Consider the following 24507-nt stretch of genomic DNA (forward strand, 5'->3'; position numbering starts at 1 on the left):
CGTCGGAGCGGCCGCCGCGGCGGCGGGCGCGGGCGCGGATCCCGACCCGCCGGACCCGACGAGGTAGCCGGCGAACGCACCGACGACCAGCGCGGCCACCGAGGCGCCAGCGAGCACCGCCGCGCGCCGCCGTGACCCGCTGCCCGGTTCCGGCGCCGCGGTCGCCGACGCAGCCGGGGCCGGGGCAGCCGGGATCGGGGCAGCCTGCGCCTGGGTGGTCGGCAGGTCACTCGTCGGCACGTAGTTGGTCGGCACGTCGCTCGTCGGCGCGTAGCTGGTCGGCACGTCGCTCGTCGGCACATGGCTCGTCGGCATCTGGCTCGTCGGCACCGGCTGCGCGGCATCCACGCGCGGAATCACCTCGGTTGGATCCGAACTCATGTCATGCGGGTTCGACACGGGTGGAGCTCCTCATCACTGGTGACGGTCTCACTTCGGACGTGACCGGGTGCTCCCGGGCACGGACGGCTACATCGGCCCCCTGCCGGGGCGTGTTACTCGCCGAAAGGTCAGTCCTGCGGGTGCAGGATCGGCTTCGCGCGCCGCTGCTGACGGTTCGACGCCTCCCGCTGCGCCGCCTGCTGCTCGCGAATCCGCTTGTCCTCCTTGCGGACCTCGACGAGGTTGGCGCGCTCGGCGACCAGCCAGTCCGGCTGGTCGGCCAGCAGCGCGTCGATCTGCTCGGTGGTCAACGCCTCGGCGACGCCGCCGCGCGTGAGTCCGGCGATCGTGACACCGAGCTTCGCGGCGACGACATTCTTCGGGTGCGGGCCGTCGGCACGCAGGTCCTGCAGCCACTGCGGCGGGTTCGCCCGCAGGTCTGCGAGCTCCTCGCGGGAGACGACGCCGTCACGGAACTCGGCGGGGGTCGCCTCGAGGTACACGTCCAGCTTCTTCGCGGCTGTCGCCGGCTTCATCGTCTGGGGTGTCTTCTGCGCACTCATGGGTCAAGGGTATCGACCGGTAATCTGGCGGAATGACCGAGCCCGCCCCCTCCGCCCCGTTCCGGCTCGCGTACGTGCCCGGCGTCACCCCCGCCAAGTGGGTGCGGATCTGGGGCGAACGCATGCCGGACGTCCGCCTCGAACTGGTCGCGGCGACCGAGTCCGCCGCCCCGACGCTGCTCCGGGACGGTGGCGCGGACGCGGCCCTGGTGCGGTTGCCGATCGACAGCGGCGAGCTCAGCGTGATCGCGCTGTACGAGGAGACACCGGTCGTGGTGGTGCCGAAGGACCACGTGGTCACCGCCGCCGACGCGGTGTCGACCGCGGACCTGACCGATGAGATCGTGCTGCATCCGCTCGACGACATGCTCGAGTGGGCGGTGCGGCCGGGGACGGCGGCCGGGCACCGTCCCGACACCATCGCCGATGCGGTCGAACTGGTCGCGGCCGGTGTCGGCGTGCTGGTGGTGCCGCAGTCCCTGGCGCGGCTGCACCATCGCAAGGATCTGACGTACCGGACGGTCACCGACGCGCCGGTCTCCCCCGTCGCGCTGGCCTGGCCCGCCGCCCGGACGACGGACCTGGTCGAGGAGTTCGTCGGCATCGTCCGCGGCCGCAGCGTCAACAGCTCGCGTGGCCGCGGCGCACCCGAGCCGGCACCGAAGCGCACCGCGTCGCAGAAGTCCGCGGCCAAGCAGGCCGCCCGGGTCGCGGCGGGCAAAGTCCCGCCGCAGAAGCCGAAGCCGAAGCAGAAGCCGAAGCGCGGCAGGCGCTGACGCGCCCGTGAGTCCTTCTGGCCCACACCGGGACCGAAAAGACTCACGGGCGCCGCAGGCGCCTACACGGACAGGATCATCGCGATGCCCTGGCCGCCGCCGCCGCAGAGGGCCGCGGCGCCGACACCGCCCCCGGCGGCCTTGAGCGAATGCGCCAGCGACAGCGCGATCCGGGCACCGGACATGCCGACCGGGTGCCCGACCGCGATCGCGCCGCCGTGGATGTTCACCTTGTCGGCGTCGACACCGAGCTGACGGATCGACGCGATCGACACACCGGCGAACGCCTCGTTGATCTCCAGCAGGTCGAGGTCCGCGACCGTGGTCTCGCCGTCCCGCTTGAGCGCGGCCTCGATCGCGTTCGCCGGCTGGTGCAGCAGCGAGGTGTCCGGTCCTGCGACCAGTGCGTGCGCCCGGATCTCGGCGAGCCATTCGATGCCGCGGGCCTCGGCGACGTCCTTGCGCATGACCACGACGGCGGCGGCGCCGTCGGACAGCTGCGACGACGCGCCCGCGGTGATGGTGCCGTCCTTCGCGAACGCCGGGCGCAGCTTGCCGAGGGACTCGACGGTGGTCGCCTCGCGGATGCCCTCGTCGGCGGACACGGTGACGGTGCCCTTGCGGGAGGCGATCTCCACCGGCGCAATCTCGGCGGCGAACGCGCCGGAGGCGGTGGCCTCGGCGGCGAGGCGGTGTGAGCGGGCCGCGAACTCGTCCTGCTCGGCGCGGGTGATGTTCTCCGACGCCTGGTAGCTCTCGGTGGAGGCGCCCATCGAGACCCCGTCGAACGCGCACACGAGCGCGTCGCGGTCGAGGGCGTCCTCAAAGCCGGTGGAACCGTACTTCAGGCCCTGACGGGCGCCGCGCACCAGGTAGGGGGCGTTGGTCATCGATTCCATGCCGCCGGCGACGACGACGTCCGCGGCGCCGGTCGCGATCAGCCGGTCGGCCTGCATGATGGCCTCAAGCCCGGACAGGCACAGGTTGTTCACGGTGGTGGCGGGCACGGTCATCGGCAGGCCCGCGGCGACCGCCGCCTGCCGCGCCGGGTTGGGGCCGACACCGGCCTGCACGACGGTGCCCATGACCACGGCGTCGACGCCGTCGGTTCCGACGCCCGCACGCTCGATCGCGGCGGCGATCGCTCGGCCGCCGAGGTCCGCCGCCGTCAGCGACGCCAACGCGCCGGACAGCTTGCCGATCGGGGTCCGCGCCCCCGCAACGATGACACTGGTGCTCACGCCTGTTCTCTCCTTCGTCGCTCCCTCGAAGCCGTCGCCGACCCGAGCGCCGCACGTCACGCGCGTGCTTCGTCCATCCTTCCATCCGCGTCGCACCCGCGGGCGCCTGCCACCGCCCGTCGATCACGGTCCGCGGCGGGGGCGCCGTCAGAAGCGGATCCCGGCGGGCGCGATCGAGGTGATCAGGTCCGCGAGCCGCTCGTATGCCTCGACCCGACTGCTCGACGCCCGGAACACCAGGCCGACGGTGCGGCCGGGGGCGGGGGCGGCGAATCGCGCGGTCGCGAGGCCGCCGCGGGCGGCCTCGACCGCCACCGCCGACGCGGGCACCAGGGTGACACCGAGACCGCCCGCCACGCACTGCACGACGGTGGTCAGCGAGGTGGCGCGGGTGTCCCCCGCGATCGGGTGGGCGTCCACCGAGCGGCACAGGTCGAGGGTCTGATCGCGCAGGCAGTGGCCCTCGTCGAGCAGCAGCAGGGGCAACTCGTCGAGCGCCCCCGGTGCCAGGTCGGCGCGCCCGGCCAGCTCGTGCCCCGGCGGCACCACCAACACGAATTCCTCGGTGTACAGCGGCATCTCGGCCATCCCGGACGCCTCCGACGGTAGTGCGAGGACGGCGACGTCGAGGTCACCGGAGCGGAGGGCGTCGAGAAGGCGGGCGGTCTGGTCCTCGACCACCTGCGGGGTGACCGCGGGCAGTTCGGCACGCAGCGCGGGCAGCAGGGCGGGCAGCACGTAGGGGGCGATCGTCGGAATCAGCCCGATCCGCAACGGTCCGGACAACGCGTGACCGACCCCGGCTGCCGTCGCGACGAATCCGTCGGCGGCGTCCAGGATCTGCTTGGCCTGCGCGAGCAGGGTCTCCCCCGCGGGGGTGACCAGGACCCGGCGGGTGCTGCGTTCGATGAGCTGCACACCGAGACCGTTCTCGAGCGCCGCCAGCGCCTGCGAGAGTGTGGGCTGACTCACACCGAGTCGGGTTGCGGCGGTGCCGAAGTGGCGACATTCGGCGACCGCGACGAAGGCACGCAGCTGCGACAGTGTCGGTTGATAAGTCTGATCGGGCACGCCTATCAGTGTAGTGACTTCTATCGCCTTTACCTTTTGAAGGGTTTCGGGCAGACTGGAGTCACCCCAGAAAAACGCGCTCGATCGCGGACGAAATCCAGCACAGGAGGACAGAACACACATGGCTCTGCTGACCATCGGCGACCAGTTCCCGGCGTACAACCTCAAGGCCGTCATCGGCGGCGACCTGTCCAAGGTCGACGCGCAGCAGCCCGACGACTACTTCACCCAGATCACGAGCGACGACTACGCGGGCAAGTGGCGGATCGTCTTCTTCTGGCCGAAGGACTTCACCTTCGTCTGCCCCACCGAGATCGCCGCCTTCGGCAAGCTCAACGAGGAGTTCGCGGACCGCGACGCGCAGGTGCTCGGCGCCTCCGTCGACAACGAGTTCGTGCACTTCCAGTGGCGCGCACAGCACGAGGACCTCAAGACCCTCCCCTTCCCGATGCTCTCGGATCTCAAGCGTGAGCTGGCCGAGGCCACCGGCGTCCTGAACGCCGACGGCGTCGCGGACCGCGCCACCTTCATCATCGACCCGAACAACGAGATCCAGTTTGTGTCCGTGACCGCCGGGTCCGTCGGCCGCAACGTCGACGAGGTCCTGCGCGTCCTCGACGCCCTGCAGTCCGACGAGCTGTGCGCCTGCAACTGGAAGAAGGGCGACCCGACCATCGACGCCGGCGCCCTGATGACCGAGGGCGTCTGACCATGAGCATCGAGAACCTGAAGAACTCCCTCCCCGAGTACGCCAAGGATCTCAAGCTCAACCTGGGCTCGCTCGCACGCTCGACCGAGCTCACCGAGCAGCAGCTGTGGGGCACGTTCCTCGCGGCGGCCGCGGCAACCAAGTCGGCGACCGTGTTGCGTGAGGTCGCCGAGGAGGCCGCCGACGTGCTGTCGGCGGAGGCGTACAACGCCGCGCTCGGTGCCGCGTCGATCATGGGCATGAACAACGTCGCCTACCGGGCCAAGGGCTACCTGGGCGACGACTACGCCCAGGTGCGGATGGGTCTGCGGATGAACATCATCGGCAACCCCGGTGTCGACAAGGTCGACTTCGAGCTGTGGAGCCTCGCGGTCTCCACGATCAACGGTTGCGAGCACTGCACCGTTGCGCACGACGCCGTCGTGCGCAAGGAGGGGCTGACCAAGGAGCAGGTCTTCGAGGCCGTCAAGGTCGCCGCGACCCTCCAGGGTGTCGCGCAGGCCGTCGCGGTCTCCGAGTCCCTGGCCGGGACGACCGCCTAGTCTCCCCCGCACCACGAAAGGTGCCCTTCGCGTGGACCGTTACGCGAAGGGCACCTTTCGTCGTCCCATCCGGCGGTATCGTTTGACAATGAGCATTCAGGTAGATGTGGTCCGGGTGTTCACCGATCCCGATGGGCGCCACGGGAATCCGCTCGGTATCGTCGACGCGGCCGCGGTACCGCCACCGGACAGACAGCGGGTGGCCGCCGACCTCGGGTTCAGCGAGACGATCTTCGTCGATCTGCCCGACCCGACGGCCACCTCCGCGACCGCCCAGATCTTCACCCCGGCAGCCGAAATCCCCTTCGCGGGTCACCCGACCGTAGGGCTGTCGTGGTGGCTGCGCGAACGCGGACTCCCGGTGGACACCCTCGAGGTGCGGGCCGGGCCGGTCGCCACCCGCACCGCCGACGGGTACACGTGGGTGCGGGCGAAGCCCGACTGGGCACCGGAGTTCACCCTGCACTGCCAGCCGGACAGCGCCGCCGTCCACGCCGTCGCCGCATCGAGCTTCGGCGACGGCCACCACTACGTCTGGGCGTGGGCGGGCGAGGGCGCGATCCACGCGCGCATGTTCGCCCCCGCGCTCGGCGTTCCCGAGGACGAGGCCACCGGCGCCGCCGCGGTCCGCATCACCGAGCACCTGCGGAGGGGCCTGCACATCACGCAGGGGCGGGGGTCGAAGATCGTCACCCGGCGCAGCCCGGACGGCTGGATCGAGGTCGGCGGCCGGGTGCAGCGCGACCGCCCGGTGACCGTGTGAACGGTCGCCGGGCGGTCGATGCTCGGTGGGCGGTCGCGCCGCCCCGCCGGATCAGGACAGCGTGAGGGTCTGCCCCGGGAAGATCAGGTCGAGGTTCTGCACCTGCTCGGCGAAGACCGACAGGTCGACCCCGTGCTCGGCGGCGATCTGCGAGAGGGTGTCACCGACCTGGACGACGTAGGTCGACGCCCCGAGCGTCTGCACCGGCGCGGACTCGGCGATCTGCGCCGCGACCTGCTGAACCGGGCTCGGGGCGGGCGTCTCCTGGACCGGGGCCTCCTGGACGGGCTCGGCGACGTCCGAGACACCCGTGGTCAGGTACTGGCCGCACACCGGCCAGGCGCCGACGCCCTGCCCGGCGAGCACGTTCTCCGCGACGCGGATCTGCTCGGCCTTGCTGGCGTTGTTGGCGCTGCCCGCGCCGCCGTAGGCGTTCCAGGTGCTCTGCGAGAACTGCAGGCCGCCGTAGTAGCCGTTGCCGGTGTTGATCGACCAGTTGCCGCCGCTCTCGCACTGCGCGACGCCGTCCCAGTTGTGGGTGGCTGCCGAGGCGGTGCCCGCGCTCAGCGCCATCGGAACGGCGGCGAGGGCGGCGGTGGCGGCGACGGCGCCGAGGGCGCGCTTGGGGGTGAAGCGAGTCATTCGGGTGAATCCTCTCCTTGCCGCCGGGGTCCGGACTCGCGCGCCGTCATCGGCGCCCCGCGAGTGTGTGTCCGGCCCGCTCCTGTCCCGGGGAAGTTGGTGGCGTCCGACCCGCGGGACAGGATCTGGCGGTAGCGGGTCGGCGGTAGCCCGGTTGATTCGAGCTGAGATGACCGTAGGCGACGATCACAAGAAGGTCACGGCCCGCGTGTTGCCGCCACATCTGACACAATTGCTGCTATAGAACGCGTTCCCCGCAGGGCATCGTGCAGATTTCAACCAGAACCAACCGGTCGGTCCACCCGCGGAGTGTGGCGACCGACACGCACAGAAAGTGACCCGCGTCACTCAAAATGTCCGATTCGCGACCCGGGTCAGGGCGTGCGCGCCGCCCCCGCGGCCAGATCCGCCGCGCTGAGGGACACCGCGATCTCGTCGCCCAGCCGCACCCCGTCGGCGAGGGGCAGCCGATCCCCGCTCCAGAACTTCCCGGGGTCGTACCAGTTGGTCCGCCGCCGATCGGTGAGCAGACCCATCGACTCGTAGGTCTGCGCGACGACCTCCGCGCAGTACGCGCTCTCGATCCCGGCCGCCGCTCGCTGACCGGCACGGCGGGTCGGCCTGCGGAGCGCAGGCAGGCGGCCCCCGACCCACCGGGACGCCAGCCGCGCCGTCGACGGGAAGGACGCCCCGTTCAGTCGGGCGATCGTCCGCAGGAGCTCGTTCTCCTGCTCCCGCGTCACCGGGGTCTCCAGCTGACGCAGCCACCCCCGCTGCCCGTACCGCGCGCCCCACACCTGCACCGCGGCGCGCAGGTCGTGCAGTTGCACCCCACGCTGGTACCGGCCCGTCCACATGTCCTGCAGCGAATGCCCCAACTCGGCGTGCCACATCAGTGGCGGCAGGTCATCGAGGACGACGGACATCCCGACATGATTGACCGGGCTGTTTGTCAGCGTCTGGATGGCGCGGTCCGCGCCGGCGCGGCCCCGAAAGATCCAGATGTCCCCGGTGCGGGTGGCGTCGACCGCCACGTCGAGGCTGACCTGCGATTCGTGCATCCGCCGACTCATCCCCCTAGGTTAGAGCGATGAACCCGCGCCACCTGTGGAAGCTCGTCGGCCTCGCCGGTGTGGTCGGCGTCGCGGCGACCGGCGCCCTCACCGTCCGCGCCGAACGCAAGCGCCGCGCCTACACCCCCGACGAGGTGCGGGCCCGGCTACACACCCGGTTCGCGCAGGCCGCCGGGGACGCCGACCGGCGCCCGAAGGTTGAGCTCGCCCCCGTCAAATCCACTCTCCGCCAACGCCTGAGGCGCCTGCGGCGCCTGTGAGTACTTCTGGCCCCCAGACGGACCAGAAGTACTCACAGGCGGCGGAGCCGCCTACCCCAGGGCGGAGCGGACGCCGGCCGCCATTTCCGCGACCTGCTCGTCGGTCATCACGAACGACGGGGAGAACTGCATGGCACCGACCCCGGCGGCGCGCCCGGAGATGCCGTGCTCGCGGAGCGTCTTCACGAACGGCAACGCCTCCGCCGGGTCCGCGAGCTGAACTGCGGCGACGGCACCGAGCCCGCTGCGCACCTCCTGCACCCGCGGATGGTCGGCGAGCGGCGCGAGGTGCTCGTGCAGCGAGACCTCCAGCCGCTTCGACTCGGCGAGCAGGTTCTCCCGCTCGATGATCTCCAGGTTCGCCAGCGCCGCGGCGGCCGCCCCCGCGTGCCCGCCGTAGGTGTAGCCGTGCCGCCACCACACCCCGCCCGCGAAGAACGGCTCGGCGACGCGGGGCGCAACGAGGACCGCCCCCATCGGCACGTACCCGGACGTCAAGCCCTTCGCGGTGGTGATCAGGTCCGGCTGCAGGTCGAACCGGGTGGACGCAAACCAGGATCCGCCGATCCGGCCGAAGCCGGTGACCACCTCGTCGACGACGAACAGAATGTCGTGGTCGCGGCAGATCTCCCGCACCTCGGCGAGGTAGCCGTCCGGCGGCAGATAGATGCCGCCCGCACCGATGATCGGCTCGCAGAAGAAGGCCGCGATCGTGTCCTCGCCCTCCCGCTCGATCAGCTCGAGCAGACTCTTCGCGTCGTCCCAGCCGACGGTGCGGGCGTCGGGCATCAGCTCGCCGTAGTTCTCGCGGTTGACCGGGATGCCGGCCAGCGCGGTCCCCGCGACGTGCATGCCGTGGTAGGCCTTCTGCCTGCCGACGACGATCCGCTTGCCGGGCCTGCCCAGCTCGTGCCAGTAGCGGCGGGCGAGCTTCGCCGCGGTGTCCACCGAATCGGATCCGCCCGAGGTGAAGAAGACCTTGCTGCCGGGCACCGGGGCGATCTCGGCGAGCTTGTCCGCAAGGGCGATCGTCGTCTCCGGCGCGAAGTCGCCGAAGTTCGAAAAGTGCGCCACCGTCGACAACTGTGCCGCGACCGCGTCCGCAATCTCGGTGCGCCCGTGTCCGACGTTGGTGAACCACAGGCCCGCCGTCGCATCGAGGTACCGGTTGCCCTCGGCGTCCCAGATGTACGCGCCCTCACCACGACTGACCACGAAGGCCCCGTCCCGGTGCACCGCCCCCATGTCCGCGAACCCATGCCACAGCGAACCGCTCGTACTCATTGCTCGACCTTCCTGTCGACTCCCGCGTCGGATGCCGGGACCGTTCGATCACCGTATCGCCAGCGGGCGCCGAGCCGCCCGGCGACGTTGACGGCAAGGCTGATGAGCAGGAACGCCACCACCAGGACGACCAGTCCGATCGCCATCTGCAGCGGGCCCTGCTGGCGCGGGTCGATGAACGGGTACGGATACCAGGCCACGATCGGGCCGCGGATCAGCGTGTACACCCCGTAGAGGACCGGGAACCACACCCACGTCATCGCCGTCGCGTCGCTGATCCGCCTGCGCGCCGGAAACACCACCCAGTCGAGGAGGATCACCAGGGGCATGACCCGGTGCACGACGTCGTTCGTCCACTGCCCCTGGCCACCGACGTCGACGTTCGCCAGCAGCACCGCGTACACGATGCCGGTGATGACCATGTAGACGGTGACGGCGCCGCGGAATGACTGCCAGCGTTCGCCCTGCGGGTCGATCACCGCGCCGACCGCAAGGACGACCACGGCCAACACGTTGCTCAGGACGGTGAAGTAGCTGAAGTAGCTGACCAGGTCGAAATCGGGTTCGCCCGCCTCGTGGATCGGCAGCCACGCGAGGGCCACCGCGCCGAGCACGGCGAGGGCGACGCGCAGGACTCGGACCGCGGGAGGCGTGTGGGGGCAGGCAGGCCGCGGCGTCGAGCTGGCCGTGCCGTGACTTGCGGTCGTCATGCCGACTCCGTGGTTTCGTTGCTCCCGATCTCGTCCGAGGTCGACCGAGGCACGTCGTCACCGGTGCGCCAGCGCCCGGCCAGGCGCCCGGACACGTTGACCGCCAACGCCATCAGCACGAACGCCAGCAGCAACACCACCAGCCCCACCGCCATCTGCAGGTAGCCCTGCGCGCGCGGGTCGATGAATGGGTACGGGTACCAGTCCACGAACGGACCCCGGACCAGGGTGTACACGCCGTAGACCAGGGGGAACCACAGCCAGGTCAGTGCCTGCCTGTCGGAGATCCGCCCTCGCGGTGGGTTGAGCACCCAGTCCAACAGCAACACCAGCGGAAGGTACCGGTGCATCGTGTCGTTGATCCACTTGTCGTTCAAGGTGACGTCGATGTTCGACAGCAGTACCGCGTAGATGATTCCGGTGATGACCATGTACAGGGTCGCGGCGCCGCGGAAGAGCTGCCACCGTGTCGACTGCGGGTCGACCAGGCCGCCGACGAGCAGGGCGATCACCCCGAGCACGTTGCTCAGCACGGTGAAGTAGCTGAAGTAGTTCGCCACCGAGAACGCGGCATCACCCACGTTGCGGAGCGGAATCCAGGCCAGCGCGACAACGCCGAGAACTGCGAACGCGAGCCGCAGGACGCGGACGGAGGGACGCGTGTGGGGGTAGGCCGACTGCGCGGCGACGTCACTCACCGGCAGATCGTCGCACGCCGGGCGGGCGCGGCGGGGTGCGACGCGCATGCGCCGGACCGATCCGGCGGCGCGGCCTTCGATAGGCTGTGCGCAGCATGTCCACCACACCACCCGCCGCGCAGCCAGGCCTCGACCGGCGCGAGATCACGCGACTCCTCCCCGACCTCACCCTCCGCGACGAGCACCGGTTGCGGCGCAAACTCGACCGTGCCCGCAGCCCGGAGGCCCTCGCAGCGCTCGGCCGGGAGGTCGGCCAGGCGCAGGCCCGGATCGCGACCCGCCGGTCCCGGGTGCCCGCGACGACCTACCCGGAGGCGCTGCCGGTCAGTGCCCGCCGCGACGACATCGCCGCCGCGATCCAGGCCCACCAGGTGGTGATCGTCGCCGGTGAGACCGGCTCCGGCAAGACCACCCAGATCCCGAAGATCTGCCTCGACCTCGGCCGCGGCATCCGCGGCCTGATCGGCCACACCCAGCCGCGCAGGCTCGCCGCCCGCACCGTCGCCGAACGGATCGCCGAGGAGCTCGAGTCCGACCTCGGCGACGCCGTCGGCTACACCGTGCGGTTCACCGATCAGGTCTCCGACGGCACGCTGATCAAGCTGATGACCGACGGCATCCTGCTCGCCGAGATCCAACGCGACCGGCTGCTGCGCCGCTACGACACGCTGATCATCGATGAGGCGCACGAACGCAGCCTCAACATCGACTTCATCCTCGGCTACCTCAAGCAGCTGCTCCCCCGCAGGCCCGACCTGAAGATCATCATCACCTCCGCGACGATCGACCCCGAACGGTTCGCCGAGCACTTCGCGGTCGACGGGGTGCCCGCCCCGATCGTCGAGGTCTCGGGCCGCACGTTCCCCGTCGAGATGCGGTACCGCCCGTTGACCGTCCACGTTGGCGAGCAGACCATCGATCGGGACCCGGTGGACGCGGTCGGCGAGGCCGTCGAGGAACTGCTGGCCGAGGGCGACGGCGACATCCTGGTGTTCCTGTCCGGCGAGCGGGAGATCCGGGACACCGCGGACGCGTTGCGGGACCGCAGGATCCGCGGCCTCGACATCCTGCCGCTGTACGCGCGACTGTCCGCGGCCGAGCAGCATCGGGTCTTCGAACGGCACACCGGCCGGCGGGTGGTGTTGTCCACCAACGTCGCCGAGACCTCGCTGACCGTCCCCGGCATCCGGTACGTCATCGACCCCGGCACCGCCCGCATCTCCAGGTATTCGGTCCGCACCAAGGTGCAGCGGCTGCCGATCGAGGAGATTTCGCAGGCCTCCGCACGACAGCGCGCGGGACGGTGCGGCCGCGTCGCCGACGGCATCTGCATCCGGCTGTACTCGGAGGAGGACTTCGACGCGCGGCCGGAGTTCACCGAGCCGGAGATCCTGCGCACCAACCTGGCGTCGGTGGTGTTGCAGATGACGGCGCTCGGACTCGGCGACATCGAGGCGTTCCCGTTCGTCGAGAAGCCCGACCCGCGGGCGGTGCGCGACGGCATCGCGCTGCTCGAGGAGCTCGGCGCGCTGGTTCCGGCCCGCAAGGACGCCGCAGCCGAGCTCACCCCGATTGGTCGGGAACTCGCGCAGATCCCGGTCGACCCGCGGATGGCACGGATGCTCGCGCAGGCCAACCACACCGGCTGCCTCCGCGAGATGCTCGTGATCGTCTCCGCGCTGTCCATTCAGGACATCCGGGAACGTCCCGCCGAACACCAGCAGGCCGCCGACGAGAAGCACGCCCGGTTCGCCGTCACCGGTTCCGACTTCCTCGCATACACCACGCTCTGGGAATACCTCCGTACCCAACGGAAGGAACTGTCGTCGAGCCAGTTCCGGAAGATGTGCAAGAACGAGTACCTGCACTGGCTGCGCATCCGAGAATGGCAGGACCTGCACGGGCAGCTGTCGCAGATCACCCGTTCGCTCGGCTGGTCGGTCGCCGACACCGAGTCGTCCCCGGATGCGGTGCACCAGGCGCTGCTCGCCGGGCTGCTCTCCCACATCGGGTTGCGCGAGGGCGACAAGCGGGACTTCCTTGGCGCCAGGGGCGCCCGGTTCGCGATCTTCCCCGGCTCGTCGCTGTTCAAGAAGCCCCCGCGCTGGGTGATGGCCGCCGAACTCGTCGAGACGTCCCGGCTGTGGGGCCGGATGGCGGCGGGCATCGAGCCGGAGTGGGCCGAGAAGCTGGCCCCGCACCTGGTCAAGCGCACCTACTCGGAGCCGCACTGGTCCACCAAGCGGGCCTGTGCGATGGCGTACGAGCGGGTCACGCTGTACGGCATCCCGCTGGTCGCGAAGCGCGCGGTCACCTACTCGTCGATCGACCCCGAGGCGTCACGGGAGCTGTTCCTCCGGCACGCCCTGGTCCAGGGCGAGTGGCAGACCCAGCACACGTTCTTCCACGCCAACCGGGCATTGCTCGACGACGTCGAGGAGATGGAGACCCGGGCAAGGCGACGGGACATCCTCGTCGACGACGAGGCGCTGTACGAGTTCTACGACCAGCGTGTCGGCCAGGAAGCGGTGTCCGCCAGGCACTTCGACACCTGGTGGAAGAAGGCGCGGCGCTCCGACCCGGACATGCTGACCTTCACGGCAGCGCACGTCGTCAACCCGGAGGCGACCGCCGTGCTCGGCGGCGACTACCCGAACACCTGGCGGCAGGGCGACATCTCCTTCCCGCTGACCTATCAGTTCGAGCCGGGAACCGAGGACGACGGTGTCACGGCCCGCATCCCGGTGGCCCTGCTCGCGCAGGTGCGCGGCGTCGGCTTCGAATGGCTCGTCCCCGGAATGCGGGAGGAGTTGGTCACCGCCCTGATCAAGACGCTACCGAAGACGTTGCGCCGCACCGTTGTTCCCGCCCCCGACTATGCGCGGGCCGCGTTGTCGGCGGTCAAGCCGCGGACCGAGCCGCTGCCGGTCGCGATCGCGCGGGAGCTGACCCGGATGGCGGGCACCCCGATCGCCCCGACCGACTTCGACCTGACCGCGGTCCCCGATCACCTGCGGATGACGTTCGCCGCGGTCGACCCCGCTGGCGCGGTGCTCGGCCGCAGCAAGAGTCTTGACGACCTGCGCGCCGGGCAGGCACCGCGGGTCGCGGCGGCGGTGTCGAAGGCCGCGTCCACCACCGAGCGGGCGGCCGCGGCGGTGTGGACGTCGGAGACCCTCGGCACCGTGCCCGCCACGGTCACCCGGAATCTCGGCGGGCAGAAGGTCGTCGGCTATCCGGCGCTGGTCCCCGAGCCCGGCGGTGTCGCGGTGCGCGTCCTTGCCACGCCGGCCGAGCAGCGGCGCGCGATGCGCGAGGGCACCCGGACGCTGCTGCTTGCCGCGGTTCCGACACCGACAAAGGCCGCGATCGGCGGCCTCGGAACCCGGGATCGGTTGGCGCTGAGCCAGAATCCGCACGGCGGCGTGGACGCGCTCGTCGAGGATGCACGCACCTGCGCCGTCGACGCCCTGATCGATCGACACGGCGGCCCACCGCGCACCCCCGACGGCTTCGACGCCCTCGCCGCGGCGGTGCGGGCCGAACTGCCCCGCGAGGTGGCGGTGCTGGTGCGCCTCGTCGTCCCGGCCCTGGCGCGCGCCCAGCAGCTGCGGGTGCTGCTCGACGGCGCCAGCGGCGACGCCGCCGATGATGTCCGCGAGCAGCTCGACTCCCTGGTGTATCCGGGTTTCGTCGCCGACACCGGCGCGGCCCGTCTCCGCGAGCTGCCCCGCTACCTGGACGCGGCGATCCAGCGACTGGAGGCGTTGCCTGCGTCGGCGGTCCGCGACCGCCAGAACCTCGCCGTGGTGGACGGCGTGTTCGACGCGTACGGCACACTGCTGGCGCGCCTGGATCCGCGGCGACACCACGACCCCGACGTCGACGCGATCCGCTGGATGATCGAGGAGCTACGGGTCGGGCTGTTCGCGCAGTCGCTCGGCACCCCGTACCCGGTGTCGGACAAGCGAATCCGCAAGGCCATCGCGGCGATCGCCCGGTAACACCCCGGCCAGCTGCCGCGACACCCCGTGGGGCGGGGGACGAACCCCATCCGGTCCACCAAGTACGAGGAGACACCGTGGAAGACGACGGACGGATCTGGCGCGCGGCGTTCAACTACGGCCCCGGCCGCCGGGAAAGAGCCTTCCTCCAGGGAAGTTCGGAATCCCGGCCGCAGGCGATCGTCGACGCCCTGACCGCGATCAGGGACTTCGTCGCCGCTCACTCCGGCCCGGTCGACGACCGCGCCACCATCCACGTGGTGCAGTACCGGGCAGACACCGAACTGGGAACGGTGCTCGGCGCCACCGACCCCGATCTTCCGGTGGAGGAGCTCGTCGCCCGGACCGAGGCGGCCATCGCCGCCTACGCCAGGGAGCAGGACGAGATGATGCGGCGCACCGAGGAATCCGCAGCGCTCCTCGGCGACGCCCCGACGCTGAGCCCAACGCCGCCCGGGTCCGTTCGCGCACAGTGGGATCGCGTCTCCTCGTGGCTCGACCGCAACCTGCCCGCCGCCACCCCCGCGGGTCTCACCGCCACGCCGGAGGCCGTCGCGGCGGCGGTGACCCGGACCGGCGTCGCGTGGCCCGACGAGTTGATCGACTTCGTCACCGCGGCGCGACAGGACCACCCGCACCGACTGTTTCCCTCGCATGCTGTCCTCTCCCTCGACCAGATGCTCGACGACCACGCGATGATGGTGGACATCTGGTCCGAGATCGATGCCGACGAGGACGGATCCGAACCCGGCGACGGGCAGGTGGTGTCGGAGCAGGCGGGGACACCGGCCTTCACGTTCATTCGCGAGTACGTCCCGTTCGCCGGGCTCGACGGGTACTACCTCGTCGTCGACACCCGGCCCGGACCGATGCACGGTTGCGTGCTCGAGTTCTCCCGCGACGGCGCCGACGAGGTGGGCCCGCGATGGAAGTCGGTGAGCGCCATGCTGACCGATCTCGCCGACAGCCTCGAGAGTGGCGGCGTGTTCGACCGGCTGTGGTACCCGCGGATCACGGACGGCGACCTGGTCTGGGAGCTGCGCGACTGAGGGGACCGGAGGCTACGCCGGAGCGTCGCTGTCCGCCTCCGCCGCTGCCTCCTCGCGATGCACCCGGAGGTCCTTGATCTCCCGCTCGAAATCCTCTGCGGAGGAGAAGGACCGGTACACCGAGGCGAACCGGAGGTAGGCCACCTCGTCCAGGTCCCGCAGCGGGCCGAGGATCGCGAGCCCGATCTCGTTGCTCGGGATCTCGGCTGACCCGCTGGCCCGGACGGTCTCCTCGACCTTCTGCGCCAGCTGGTACAGCGCGTCGTCCGCGACATCGCGACCCTGACAGGCGCGACGGACACCGCGGACGACCTTCTCGCGGCTGAACGGCTCCGTCACGCCGCTGCGCTTGACGACCGACATGACCGCGGTCTCGACGGTGGTGAAGCGGCGGCCGCATTCGGGGCAGGATCGACGACGGCGAATCGCCTGACCCTCGTCCGCCTCCCGCGAATCGACGACGCGCGAATCGGGATGCCGGCAGAACGGGCAATGCATGGCGAATCCTTCGTCTGGACCGTGCCTGCGGACGCACGAACCGCGAAACCCGAGGTCGTCATGCATCCCGAGCGGTCCGAGCTCGTGCGATCCACTGGATGTGGTGGAACCAACAAGGATCGACAATACCGTCGGCTCGGCCATGACCGTTCACTTCCCCCGCGTCAGCCCGCGGACACCGGCACAATCAGCGCCTGCCCCGGATGCACTCCGGTGCCGTCGAGTGCATTCAATTCCACGATCCGTTCCACTGCCCGCTCGACCGGCACCCCCGGAGCCGACCGTTCGGCGACCTCCCCGAGCGACTCCCCAGCCCGCACCTGCACCACACCGGTCCGGTCCGGCACCGCGTCACCGGACTGCCACTGCGCGAGCGCACCGAACGCGACGATCGCGAGGGCGGTGGTCAGGGCGACGACCACGACGGTGCCCCACCCGGTGTCGCCGCCGGGCCGGGGGTGCGCCGCCCGCGAGACGCCGGTGCCGGCCGGGCCGTACGACAGCGGGCGGCCGCCGGGCCGGCGGGATGTCCCGTACCGGCGTGCGGCGCGGCGCGGCGCCCTCGGCGGACGGGCGGGGCGCACGGTCAACGCTGGGCCGCCCGCCGTTCGAATCCCCGCTGCCCTGCTCCCGGCTGCCCTGTTCCCGCCGACCCCGAGTCGGTTACCCGCCCCCTCGCCGTCCGCACCGCCGTCGACATCCATCGCCACGCTCATGAGAACCACCGCTTTCTACCTGGTCGTACAGGGTATTCGGACTAGTTCGCACGCTCCTCGCGATCGGCCGGGTTCGTCGTCCGCCGGAAGCGGACTGTCGGGGAGCCCGCCAATTCGAGCCCGCCAATTCGAGCCCGCCAATTCGAGGGAGCCCGCCGATTCGATCACCCGTTCGAGGGAACGCATGTTCGATTTCTACCACGCATCGCCAGCAATGTCTCGCATTGATGCGAGAAATGTCGAACAAACGTTTGATGCCCACGGCTTTTGGGTCTAGATTCGTGTCAGAAGCCACAACACACCCAGGCGTCCCACCCGACCCGCCTGCCGCATCACCCGCACCGAGACCCACACCGCTCCCACTCCAAGGAGGCCCTCCATGAAGGACGACAGCTCCCGCGCAGGTACGGCGGCCGCCCCCGGCCTGCCCGACCTGACGGCGGGGCTCACCGACCGGCAGCGTCGCGTACTGGAGGTGATCCGCGCGTCCGTCAGCGAACGCGGGTATCCCCCCAGCATCCGGGAGATCGGTGACGCGGTCGGGTTGACATCGACGTCCTCGGTGGCCCACCAGCTGCGCACCCTCGAACGGAAGGGATTCCTGCGCCGCGATCCGAACCGCCCCCGCGCCGTGGACGTTCGGGGCCTCAACGAGCCGGTACCGGCCACCGACCCACAGGCCGGGTTCGAGCAGGCCGCGGCCGGCGACGCGACCGACGCTGGGGCACCGAAGCCGGCCCTGGTGCCGGTGCTCGGCCGGATCGCCGCGGGCGGCCCCATTCTCGCGGAGGAGGCCGTCGAGGATGTCTTCCCGCTGCCCCGCGAGCTGGTCGGTCAGGGCTCGCTGTTCCTGCTCAAGGTCGTCGGTGAGTCGATGATCGATGCCGCGATCTGCGACGGCGACTGGGTGGTCGTGCGGCAGCAGTCGGTCGCGGACAACGGCGACATCGTTGCCGCGATGATCGACGGGGAGGCCACGGTGAAGACCTTCAAGCGGACCAGGGGCGAGGTGTGGCTGATGCCGCACAACGAGCACTTCGAGCCGATTCCGGGCAACGACGCGCAGATCCTCGGCAAGGTCGTCACGGTGATGCGCAAGGTCTAGCGGACGGACATGCCGACGGGGCCGTGACGTTCAGTCGTCACGGCCCCGTCGGCACCCCTCGGCCGGGTAGACCCGGGCAGCGCAATCCCTAGAGGTTCAGTCCCCTGCCGATGATCTCCTTCATGATCTCGGTGGTGCCACCGTAAATCCGCTGCACCCGAGAATCCAGGTACGCCTTCGCGATCGGGTACTCGCGCATGTAGCCGTAGCCGCCGTGCAACTGCAGGCACCGGTCGACGAGCTCGACCTGCTTCTCGGTGGTCCACCACTTGGCCATCGCGGCCTCCTGGACGGTCAGCTTGCCCTCGTTGAGCAGCTCGATGGACCGGTCGACGAACACCCTCGCGATCTGGGTTTCGGTGGCGAGTTCGGCAAGCACGAACCGGCTGTTCTGGAAGCTGCCGATCGACTTGCCGAACGCCTTGCGGTCCCGGCAGTACTGGATCGTCGACTCCAGGACCGACTCCATGGCCGCGACCGCGACCACCGCGATCGACAGCCGTTCCTGCGGAAGGTTCTTCATCAGGTAGATGAAGCCCATCCCCTCCTCACCGAGCAGGTTCGTCGCCGGGACCCGCACGTCGGTGAAGCTCAGCTCGGCGGTGTCCTGCGCCTTGAGACCGATCTTGTCGAGGTTGCGTCCCCGCTCGAAGCCCGCCATGCCGCGCTCGACGACGAGAAGCGAGAAGCCCTGCGCACCCTTGTCGGGGTCGGTCTGCGCAACGACGATGACGAGGTCCGCGTTGATGCCGTTGGTGATGAACGTCTTGGAGCCGTTGAGGATCCAGTGGTCCCCGTCGCGAACCGCGCGGGTCTTGATGCCCTGCAGATCCGACCCGGTGCCCGGCTCGGTCATCGCGATCGCGGTGATGATCTCGCCGGAACAGAATCCGGGCAGCCAGCGCTGCTTCTGCTCCTCGGTGGCGAGGTCGATCAGGTACGGCGCAACGACGTCGTTGTGCAGCATGAAGCCGGGGCCACCGAACCCACCGCGGGTGGTCTCCTCGGTGACGATCGTGTTGTAGCGGAAGTCCTTGACTCCCCCGCCGCCGTACTCCTCGGGCACCGCCATGCCGAGGAAGCCCTGCGCGCCCGCCTTCTTCCAGACCTCGCGGTCGACGATGTTGTCCTCCTCCCACTGGTCGTGGAAGGGAGCGACCTCCTGGTCGAGGAACTTCCGGTAGGACTCACGGAAGAGTTCGTGCTCGGGCTCGAAGAGAGTGCGTTCCATTCGCCCAGGCTAGGCCCGGCCGACGGCCCGGTCGATGACCCGAACGAGCACAAACTGTGACCGGCGCGACACCGTCACGCCGGTCGGAGGCTCAGCTGCCGGCGCCCGACTCGGGGGTGCGGCCGTCGAACAGGTCCCGCACGAACGGGACCGTGTCCACCAGCGAGGCGGCCATGGTTCCGCTGTGGTCGGTCGGGTAGGTCCTGAAGGTCACCGGCTCCCCGTTGCGGGCGAGCGTCCCGCCGAGCAGCAGCGTCGACGGCATGATGATGTCCGTGTCCTTGAGGCCCTGACCGATGAAGAACGGCTTGTCGTAACCGGTTTCGGGAATGCCCATGTAGTCGGTCAGCACACCGTGCACGTTCGGGATCGACGACAGCGGCTTCGCGAACACCGTGCCGAGGACCAGGCCGGCCACCTCGTCCTTGAGGTCGCCATAGCAGAGGGTCTCGGCCTTCCCCAACAGGCCGAGACCCGTCTCGTTCAGCAGGCCGGGGACGCCGAGTTCCGGATGCGCGGCATTCAGGCCCGCGAGAATGTACAGGGCGTAGACGGTCAGACCGGCGGGCAGCGCGACCGGCGGGAAGCCCGGACCGGCCTGCGCAACAATGTTTTCGATGTATGCCGGGACCCCGGTGCCGACCGCGCCGCGGTAGTCGAGGGTCGGGCCGCCCAGCTCGGTGGCGTAGCGCGCCGTGGTGATGGCGGCGCCGCCCCCCTGCGACTGGCCGATCGCCACCCAGGCGTTCGACAGGTCGGGTTCGACGCTGCGCCCGGCCTTCACCATGTCCACCACGCTGTGCGCCTCGGCCCGGCCGTCCAGGTACGGCATCACCCCGGGCGTGCCGAGTCCGGCGTAGTCGCTCGCGACGATGGCGTAGCCCTGATCGAGCCAGGTACCGAGGTACGCGAAGTCGCGGTCGCGGGCGCCGGGCCCGACCACCGACGGCGCACAGTCGTCACCGAGACCGACGGTGCCGTGCGCCCACGACAGCACCGGCCAGCCGCCGTCCGGGGGCGTCCCCTCCGGCACGAACACGGTGCCGGTGCTCAGCGCAGGCTGCCCGTTCGCGAGGCTGGTCCAGTAGGTGAGGCGTTCCGCCCGCGCCGTGCCCGGGTACCAGAGATCCTGCGGCAGTGGCTCGCTCGCGACGACGGTGCCCGCGGCCGGGGTGGCGGCCGTCGCCGTGGCTCCGACGGCGAGGACGCCAGCGGCAAGGGCGGCGCCGAGCCCAACGGCAGCGAGTCGAGTAGTCAAGCGATGTGCGCTCACGTGTGTGTTCCTTCGCGTCGGCGGCCCTTCCGGCGCGCGAGGGTCGCGCGGCCACGCACCGGACGCACGGTCGCGTCGCGCTCCTGAGCCGACACGGACACTAGACACGGCCGTGCGGCTCGGTCAACGGCACTCCCACCCGCGGCCGCACCGTGCCGGGCGGTGCCCGATCCGACCGTCACCCCGCCGCCCAGGCCAGCAGCTCGCCCACCGGCCACGTGTTGACCACCCGGTCGGCGGGCACCCCGCACGCCTGCGCCCGTTCACATCCGTAGCCCTGGAAGTCGAGCTGACCGGGCGCGTGGGCGTCGGTGTCGATCGCAAACACGCAGCCCCGGTCGAGTGCGGTCCGGATCAGCCGCGACGGCGGGTCACGGCGTTCGGGTCTGCTGTTGATTTCGACCGCGGTCCCGAACCGGCGGCACGCCTCGAACACCACCTCGGCATTGAACGTGGACTCGCGGCGGGTGCCGCGGCCACCCTCGACCAGCCGGCCGGTGCAGTGCCCGAGCACGTCGACCAGGGGATTCGCGACCGCGCGCACCATCCTCCGCGTCATCGCGTCGTGGTCCATCGCCAGCTTCGAGTGCACGCTCGCGACCACCACGTCGAGCTCGGCGAGCAGCTCGGGATCCTGATCGAGGCTGCCGTCGTCGAGGATGTCGACCTCGATGCCGGTCAGGACCCGGAACGGTGCCAGGTCCGCGTTGAGTTCGGCGACCACATCGAGCTGCCTGCGCAACCGATCCGCGCTCAACCCGTTCGCCACCGTCAGCCGCGGCGAATGGTCGGTCAGCGCGCAGTACTCGTGCCCGATCAGCGCGGCACGGCGCATCATCTCGGCGATCGGGCTGCCGCCGTCGGACCAGTCCGAGTGCGTGTGCAGGTCCCCACGCAGCGCGGCGAGCAGTTCGCGTCCCCCCTCCCCGATCCGTCCGGCCGCCGCCTTGACCTCGATCAGGTAGTCGGGGACCCGCCCGGACCAGGCCTGGCCGATCACGGTCGCCGTCTTCGGCCCGATCCCGGTCAGCGCCGTCCACGTCTCGGTGCGGCCGAGCCGGTCCCGCTGCTCCGGGGTCAACGCGTCCACGACGTCCGCCGCGCGCCGATACGCGCGGACCCGATGCGTCTCGGCCCGCCCGCGCTCGAGCCAGAAGGCGATCTCCCGCAATGCCTCGACCGGGTCCATGCCCTCCATCGTGGGCCATCGACCGCCGTTCCTCCACCGAGAACGAGCCGAGCGAACGGCACATTCGGTCGATCTGGTCGAGTGAACGCTTCCGTTCAGTCGATCAGATCGAGCAGATGGTCCGTTCGGTCAGCGCCGGCGCGACCGGAACCGTACGACCGCGGCGCCGGCCGCGGCGATGACCACCGCGCCCACCCCGACCAGCGCGGCCGCGACCGCAGCCGATCCGGTACGTCCGGCGAGCGGTTCGTCGACGGGAGTGGGATCCGGCAGGGGGACCAGCGCGGCGGCGCCCCGCAGGACCTGAATCGGGGGCATCGGGCCGTCCGCGGCCTCCGACCCGCTCACCAGGTCGCCGTCCGGGGTGAACGCGATGGCCTCGCCCTGCGGCTGATGCGGCATCGGCACCCGGACCGGTGTCGCACCGGTCAACGCCGCGACGACATCACCGTCCGCCGCCGGATACAGGTAGAGGTCGGTGTACGTGCGGACCGCCACCACCCGGCCGTCACCGCTGACCGCGCCCCCGGTCACCAGGACCGACGACGCGACGGGCAGCGGGCCGCCCGGGGTGTCGGTGGGCGCGACGGTGAGCTGGCCGACACGACGAAGCGGTGTCGGTCCGGCCGGGAGCTCGTCGAGGGGAAGGTCGGTGGTGTAGATCCCCGACGGCGCGAGCACCTCCTTCGTCACGATCACCGGGCGGCCGTCCCGCCCGACGAGGAGGGCCTCGGCGTCGTGCGCACCGTCCGGGTAGCCGAGCAGGTGGGTCGAGCCGGACCCGGTGCCGGGATCCAGGACGGTCAGCGCCACCGACGACCGGACCCGGGCGTTGTCGCCGGTGTCCGACAGCCACAGCCGACCGTCGACCAGCGCCAGGTCCTCGACATCGGTGGGGGTCGCGGGCACCGGCAGCGCCCCGGTCACCGCACAGTCGGGGCCGAGAACCCAGAGCGTCCGGTCGGTGCCGCTGTCCCCGATCGCGAACATCCGGTCACCGTCCGACGCCAGACCGGACAGCTCCGCGAGCCCGGGATCCGTTGGCGTGCACAGGGTCTCCAGCGGCGCATCGACCACGGCCGCACCGCTCGAGGGTGCGGCCGATGGGCCGCCCTGCGCGAGAGCGGGGACGGCCGACACCCCGGCCATCCCGCACACCGCGGCGGCGACCACGGCCAGTCGGGTCCGCACGGCAGCGCTCATTCCTGGCATGGTCGGGCTGCTCCTCGGCGTCAGACGGCGCTGCGCCGGAACCCGTCCAGGGCGGAGGCCAGCGCCTGCGGCACCTTCGCCCGGACCAGGGTGCCCTCCGCTTCGTGCGCCGACTCGAGAATCCGCCCGTCCGCATGAATCCGGGCCACCAGGTCGCCGCGGGTGTACGGCAGCAGGACCTCGACCTCCACCTCGGGTGGGCTGACCATCTCGGCGAGGGTGGCCCGCAGATCCGCGATGCCCTCGCCGGTCCGTGCCGAGACGAACCTCGCGCCCGTCAGCAGACCCCGAAGTTGGGTGAGGGTGATCGGGTCCGCGGCATCGATCTTGTTGACCACCAGGAGTTCCGGCGGGGCCGGGGCGTCCGATTCGCGCAGGACGTCGGTGATCACCTCCCGCACCGCCTTGATCTGGTCGGTGGGCAGCGGGTCGGAGCCGTCGACGACATGCAGCAGCAGATCCGCGTCGGCGACCTCCTCGAGCGTGGACCGGAAGGCCTCGACCAGCTGGGTGGGCAGGTGCCGCACGAACCCGACGGTGTCGGTGAGCACGTACTGGCGGCCGTCGGCGAATTCGGCCTTCCTGGTGGTCGGGTCCAGGGTCGCGAACAGCGCGTCCTGCACCAGAACCCCGGCGCCGGTGAGCGCATTGAGGAGGCTGGACTTGCCCGCGTTGGTGTAGCCGACGATCGCGACCGACGGGACGTCGCTGCGCAGCCGCCGGGTGCGTTTGGTGTCGCGGGCCGCCTTCATCCCCTTGATCTCGCGGCGCAGCTTCGCCATCCGTTCCCGGATCCGGCGGCGGTCGGTCTCGATCTTCGTCTCACCGGGACCTCGCAGACCGACACCGCCGTTGCTGCCTGCCCGGCCGCCCGCCTGCCGTGACATCGATTCACCCCAGCCGCGCAGGCGCGGGAGCATGTACTCCATCTGCGCCAGCGCGACCTGCGCCTTGCCTTCGCTGGAGGTGGCGTGTTGGGCAAAGATGTCCAGGATCAGCGCGGTGCGGTCGATCACCTTGACCTTGACGACCTTCTCCAGCGCCGTCAGCTGGGCGGGGGTCAGCTCGCCGTCGCAGATCACCGTGTCCGCGCCGGTCGCGAGGACCACCTCCCGCAGTTCCTCGGCCTTGCCGGAACCGATGTAGGTGGCGGCGTCCGGCTTGTCGCGGCGCTGCACGAGGCCCTCAAGGACCTCCGAGCCCGCGGTCTCGGCGAGCGCGGCCAGTTCGGTCATGCTGGCGTCGGCCTGGTCGGCGGTGCCGGAGGTCCACACCCCGACCAGCACGACCCGCTCGAGCCGGAGCTGCCGGTACTCGACCTCGGTGATGTCGGTCAGTTCGGTGGACAGGCCCGTGACGCGGCGCAGGGCGCTGCGTTCGTCGAGCTGCATCTCGCCGACCGACGGGTCGTGGTGGCCGTTGATCGGGTGATCGCGGTGGTCGGTGCGGGGGGTCATGTCGTCTGAGTTCGTCATACACCCCAATCGTCCCACGCCCGACGACCGCGACGCATCCGG

General features: G+C 70.7%; 23 protein-coding genes and 1 pseudogene. 8 read left to right on the forward strand and 16 right to left on the reverse strand.

The features are described from left to right. Both ACWF62_RS09415 and ACWF62_RS09420 read right to left on the reverse strand, forming a co-directional pair. Positions 1-381 (reverse strand): annotated as a pseudogene (locus tag ACWF62_RS09415) (hypothetical protein); the annotation flags it as partial. Positions 382-509: 128 nt separating this feature from the next. Then, positions 510-944: a DUF5997 family protein gene (locus tag ACWF62_RS09420; RefSeq protein ID WP_378508762.1), complete on the reverse strand. Its 435-nt coding sequence runs from the start codon at positions 942-944 to the stop codon at positions 510-512. 32 nt (positions 945-976) lie between these two features. Here ACWF62_RS09420 and ACWF62_RS09425 point away from each other — a divergent pair, with 32 nt between their 5' ends. Next, positions 977-1720, forward strand: a complete 744-nt coding sequence (locus tag ACWF62_RS09425; protein ID WP_378508763.1) for a LysR substrate-binding domain-containing protein — start codon at positions 977-979, stop codon at positions 1718-1720. Between the two features lie 62 nt (positions 1721-1782). Here ACWF62_RS09425 and ACWF62_RS09430 read toward each other — a convergent pair whose 3' ends face one another. Then, complete coding sequence (locus ACWF62_RS09430; RefSeq protein ID WP_378508764.1) at positions 1783-2961, reverse strand: acetyl-CoA C-acyltransferase; 1179 nt, start codon at positions 2959-2961, stop codon at positions 1783-1785. Between the two features lie 147 nt (positions 2962-3108). After that, positions 3109-4032: a LysR substrate-binding domain-containing protein gene (locus tag ACWF62_RS09435; RefSeq protein ID WP_378508765.1), complete on the reverse strand. Its 924-nt coding sequence runs from the start codon at positions 4030-4032 to the stop codon at positions 3109-3111. A 121-nt stretch (positions 4033-4153) separates the two neighbouring features. On the opposite strand from ACWF62_RS09435, the gene ACWF62_RS09440 reads away from it, so the two are divergent. The 3 genes from ACWF62_RS09440 (at position 4154) to ACWF62_RS09450 (ending at position 6046) form a co-directional block, all read left to right on the forward strand. Beyond that, positions 4154-4741 carry a peroxiredoxin gene (locus ACWF62_RS09440; protein WP_378508766.1) on the forward strand — a complete coding sequence of 196 codons (588 nt, stop codon included), beginning with the start codon at positions 4154-4156 and terminating at the stop codon, positions 4739-4741. A gap of 2 nt (positions 4742-4743) precedes the next feature. Further along, complete coding sequence (locus ACWF62_RS09445) at positions 4744-5283, forward strand: carboxymuconolactone decarboxylase family protein (RefSeq protein WP_378508767.1); 540 nt, start codon at positions 4744-4746, stop codon at positions 5281-5283. Positions 5284-5371: 88 nt separating this feature from the next. After that, positions 5372-6046, forward strand: coding sequence for a PhzF family phenazine biosynthesis protein (locus ACWF62_RS09450; RefSeq protein WP_378508768.1), 675 nt, complete (start codon positions 5372-5374; stop codon positions 6044-6046). 51 nt (positions 6047-6097) lie between these two features. Here the strand turns inward: ACWF62_RS09450 and ACWF62_RS09455 are convergent, their stop codons facing one another. Both ACWF62_RS09455 and ACWF62_RS09460 read right to left on the reverse strand, forming a co-directional pair. Further along, entirely contained in the window at positions 6098-6688 is a 591-nt protein-coding gene (locus ACWF62_RS09455) for a LysM peptidoglycan-binding domain-containing protein (protein ID WP_452629928.1), read from the reverse strand. A gap of 374 nt (positions 6689-7062) precedes the next feature. Beyond that, complete coding sequence (locus tag ACWF62_RS09460; RefSeq protein ID WP_378508770.1) at positions 7063-7761, reverse strand: hypothetical protein; 699 nt, start codon at positions 7759-7761, stop codon at positions 7063-7065. 17 nt (positions 7762-7778) lie between these two features. On the opposite strand from ACWF62_RS09460, the gene ACWF62_RS09465 reads away from it, so the two are divergent. Next, the gene (locus ACWF62_RS09465; protein ID WP_452629929.1) at positions 7779-8021 is read left to right on the forward strand and encodes a hypothetical protein; all 243 of its coding nucleotides are present in this window, start codon (positions 7779-7781) and stop codon (positions 8019-8021) included. Positions 8022-8072: 51 nt separating this feature from the next. Here the strand turns inward: ACWF62_RS09465 and ACWF62_RS09470 are convergent, their stop codons facing one another. From ACWF62_RS09470 to ACWF62_RS09480, 3 genes are read right to left on the reverse strand one after another with little or no spacing between them, the layout of a single operon-like run. Continuing rightward, positions 8073-9305 carry an aminotransferase family protein gene (locus ACWF62_RS09470; protein ID WP_452629930.1) on the reverse strand — a complete coding sequence of 411 codons (1233 nt, stop codon included), beginning with the start codon at positions 9303-9305 and terminating at the stop codon, positions 8073-8075. Further along, on the reverse strand, positions 9302-10015 hold the full coding sequence (locus tag ACWF62_RS09475) for a Pr6Pr family membrane protein (protein ID WP_378508773.1): 714 nt from the start codon (positions 10013-10015) through the stop codon (positions 9302-9304). Before ACWF62_RS09475 ends, ACWF62_RS09470 begins: the two co-directional genes overlap by 4 nt. Further along, on the reverse strand, positions 10012-10713 hold the full coding sequence (locus tag ACWF62_RS09480) for a Pr6Pr family membrane protein (RefSeq protein ID WP_452629931.1): 702 nt from the start codon (positions 10711-10713) through the stop codon (positions 10012-10014). The genes ACWF62_RS09475 and ACWF62_RS09480 overlap by 4 nt, the downstream gene beginning before the upstream one ends. 95 nt (positions 10714-10808) lie before the next feature. Here ACWF62_RS09480 and hrpA point away from each other — a divergent pair, with 95 nt between their 5' ends. Further along, positions 10809-14717 (forward strand): ATP-dependent RNA helicase HrpA, encoded by a 3909-nt coding sequence (gene hrpA, locus ACWF62_RS09485; RefSeq protein ID WP_378570104.1) that lies wholly within the window; start codon positions 10809-10811, stop codon positions 14715-14717. 77 nt (positions 14718-14794) lie between these two features. Beyond that, positions 14795-15766, forward strand: a complete 972-nt coding sequence (locus tag ACWF62_RS09490) for an SMI1/KNR4 family protein (RefSeq protein WP_452629932.1) — start codon at positions 14795-14797, stop codon at positions 15764-15766. A 12-nt stretch (positions 15767-15778) separates the two neighbouring features. On the opposite strand, the gene nrdR is transcribed toward ACWF62_RS09490, so the two are convergent. Continuing rightward, on the reverse strand, positions 15779-16264 hold the full coding sequence (gene nrdR, locus ACWF62_RS09495) for a transcriptional regulator NrdR (protein ID WP_378508777.1): 486 nt from the start codon (positions 16262-16264) through the stop codon (positions 15779-15781). Positions 16265-16428: 164 nt separating this feature from the next. Next, positions 16429-16980, reverse strand: coding sequence for a LysM peptidoglycan-binding domain-containing protein (locus ACWF62_RS09500; protein WP_452629933.1), 552 nt, complete (start codon positions 16978-16980; stop codon positions 16429-16431). A 379-nt stretch (positions 16981-17359) separates the two neighbouring features. Here ACWF62_RS09500 and lexA point away from each other — a divergent pair, with 379 nt between their 5' ends. Next, positions 17360-18085, forward strand: coding sequence for a transcriptional repressor LexA (gene lexA / locus ACWF62_RS09505; protein WP_378508779.1), 726 nt, complete (start codon positions 17360-17362; stop codon positions 18083-18085). Positions 18086-18173: 88 nt separating this feature from the next. On the opposite strand, the gene ACWF62_RS09510 is transcribed toward lexA, so the two are convergent. The 5 genes from ACWF62_RS09510 to hflX all read right to left on the reverse strand — a co-directional run bounded on the left by ACWF62_RS09510 (position 18174) and on the right by hflX (position 24447). After that, positions 18174-19316, reverse strand: a complete 1143-nt coding sequence (locus tag ACWF62_RS09510) for an acyl-CoA dehydrogenase family protein (RefSeq protein WP_378508780.1) — start codon at positions 19314-19316, stop codon at positions 18174-18176. A 91-nt stretch (positions 19317-19407) separates the two neighbouring features. Then, the gene (locus ACWF62_RS09515; protein ID WP_378508781.1) at positions 19408-20589 is read right to left on the reverse strand and encodes a lipase family protein; all 1182 of its coding nucleotides are present in this window, start codon (positions 20587-20589) and stop codon (positions 19408-19410) included. Positions 20590-20767: 178 nt separating this feature from the next. Beyond that, positions 20768-21778, reverse strand: a complete 1011-nt coding sequence (locus ACWF62_RS09520) for a PHP domain-containing protein (RefSeq protein ID WP_452629934.1) — start codon at positions 21776-21778, stop codon at positions 20768-20770. A 129-nt stretch (positions 21779-21907) separates the two neighbouring features. After that, complete coding sequence (locus ACWF62_RS09525) at positions 21908-22981, reverse strand: hypothetical protein (RefSeq protein ID WP_452629935.1); 1074 nt, start codon at positions 22979-22981, stop codon at positions 21908-21910. Between the two features lie 29 nt (positions 22982-23010). Beyond that, entirely contained in the window at positions 23011-24447 is a 1437-nt protein-coding gene (hflX, locus tag ACWF62_RS09530; protein WP_378508856.1) for a GTPase HflX, read from the reverse strand. Positions 24448-24507 lie beyond the last annotated feature (60 nt).

This window comes from Rhodococcus sp. NPDC054953, assembly GCF_053609225.1.

Coding starts and splice junctions, on each gene's coding strand:
- ACWF62_RS09420 (WP_378508762.1), bottom strand. CDS start 944: ATGAGTGCGCAGAAGACACCCCAGACGATGAAGCCGGCGACAGCCGCG.
- ACWF62_RS09425 (WP_378508763.1), top strand. CDS start 977: ATGACCGAGCCCGCCCCCTCCGCCCCGTTCCGGCTCGCGTACGTGCCC.
- ACWF62_RS09440 (WP_378508766.1), top strand. CDS start 4,154: ATGGCTCTGCTGACCATCGGCGACCAGTTCCCGGCGTACAACCTCAAG.
- ACWF62_RS09445 (WP_378508767.1), top strand. CDS start 4,744: ATGAGCATCGAGAACCTGAAGAACTCCCTCCCCGAGTACGCCAAGGAT.
- ACWF62_RS09450 (WP_378508768.1), top strand. CDS start 5,372: ATGAGCATTCAGGTAGATGTGGTCCGGGTGTTCACCGATCCCGATGGG.
- ACWF62_RS09455 (WP_452629928.1), bottom strand. CDS start 6,688: ATGACTCGCTTCACCCCCAAGCGCGCCCTCGGCGCCGTCGCCGCCACC.
- ACWF62_RS09460 (WP_378508770.1), bottom strand. CDS start 7,761: ATGAGTCGGCGGATGCACGAATCGCAGGTCAGCCTCGACGTGGCGGTC.
- ACWF62_RS09465 (WP_452629929.1), top strand. CDS start 7,779: ATGAACCCGCGCCACCTGTGGAAGCTCGTCGGCCTCGCCGGTGTGGTC.
- ACWF62_RS09470 (WP_452629930.1), bottom strand. CDS start 9,305: ATGAGTACGAGCGGTTCGCTGTGGCATGGGTTCGCGGACATGGGGGCG.
- ACWF62_RS09475 (WP_378508773.1), bottom strand. CDS start 10,015: ATGACGACCGCAAGTCACGGCACGGCCAGCTCGACGCCGCGGCCTGCC.
- hrpA (WP_378570104.1), top strand. CDS start 10,809: ATGTCCACCACACCACCCGCCGCGCAGCCAGGCCTCGACCGGCGCGAG.
- nrdR (WP_378508777.1), bottom strand. CDS start 16,264: ATGCATTGCCCGTTCTGCCGGCATCCCGATTCGCGCGTCGTCGATTCG.
- ACWF62_RS09500 (WP_452629933.1), bottom strand. CDS start 16,980: ATGAGCGTGGCGATGGATGTCGACGGCGGTGCGGACGGCGAGGGGGCG.
- lexA (WP_378508779.1), top strand. CDS start 17,360: ATGAAGGACGACAGCTCCCGCGCAGGTACGGCGGCCGCCCCCGGCCTG.
- ACWF62_RS09510 (WP_378508780.1), bottom strand. CDS start 19,316: ATGGAACGCACTCTCTTCGAGCCCGAGCACGAACTCTTCCGTGAGTCC.
- ACWF62_RS09520 (WP_452629934.1), bottom strand. CDS start 21,778: ATGGACCCGGTCGAGGCATTGCGGGAGATCGCCTTCTGGCTCGAGCGC.
- ACWF62_RS09525 (WP_452629935.1), bottom strand. CDS start 22,981: ATGAGCGCTGCCGTGCGGACCCGACTGGCCGTGGTCGCCGCCGCGGTG.
- hflX (WP_378508856.1), bottom strand. CDS start 24,447: ATGACCCCCCGCACCGACCACCGCGATCACCCGATCAACGGCCACCAC.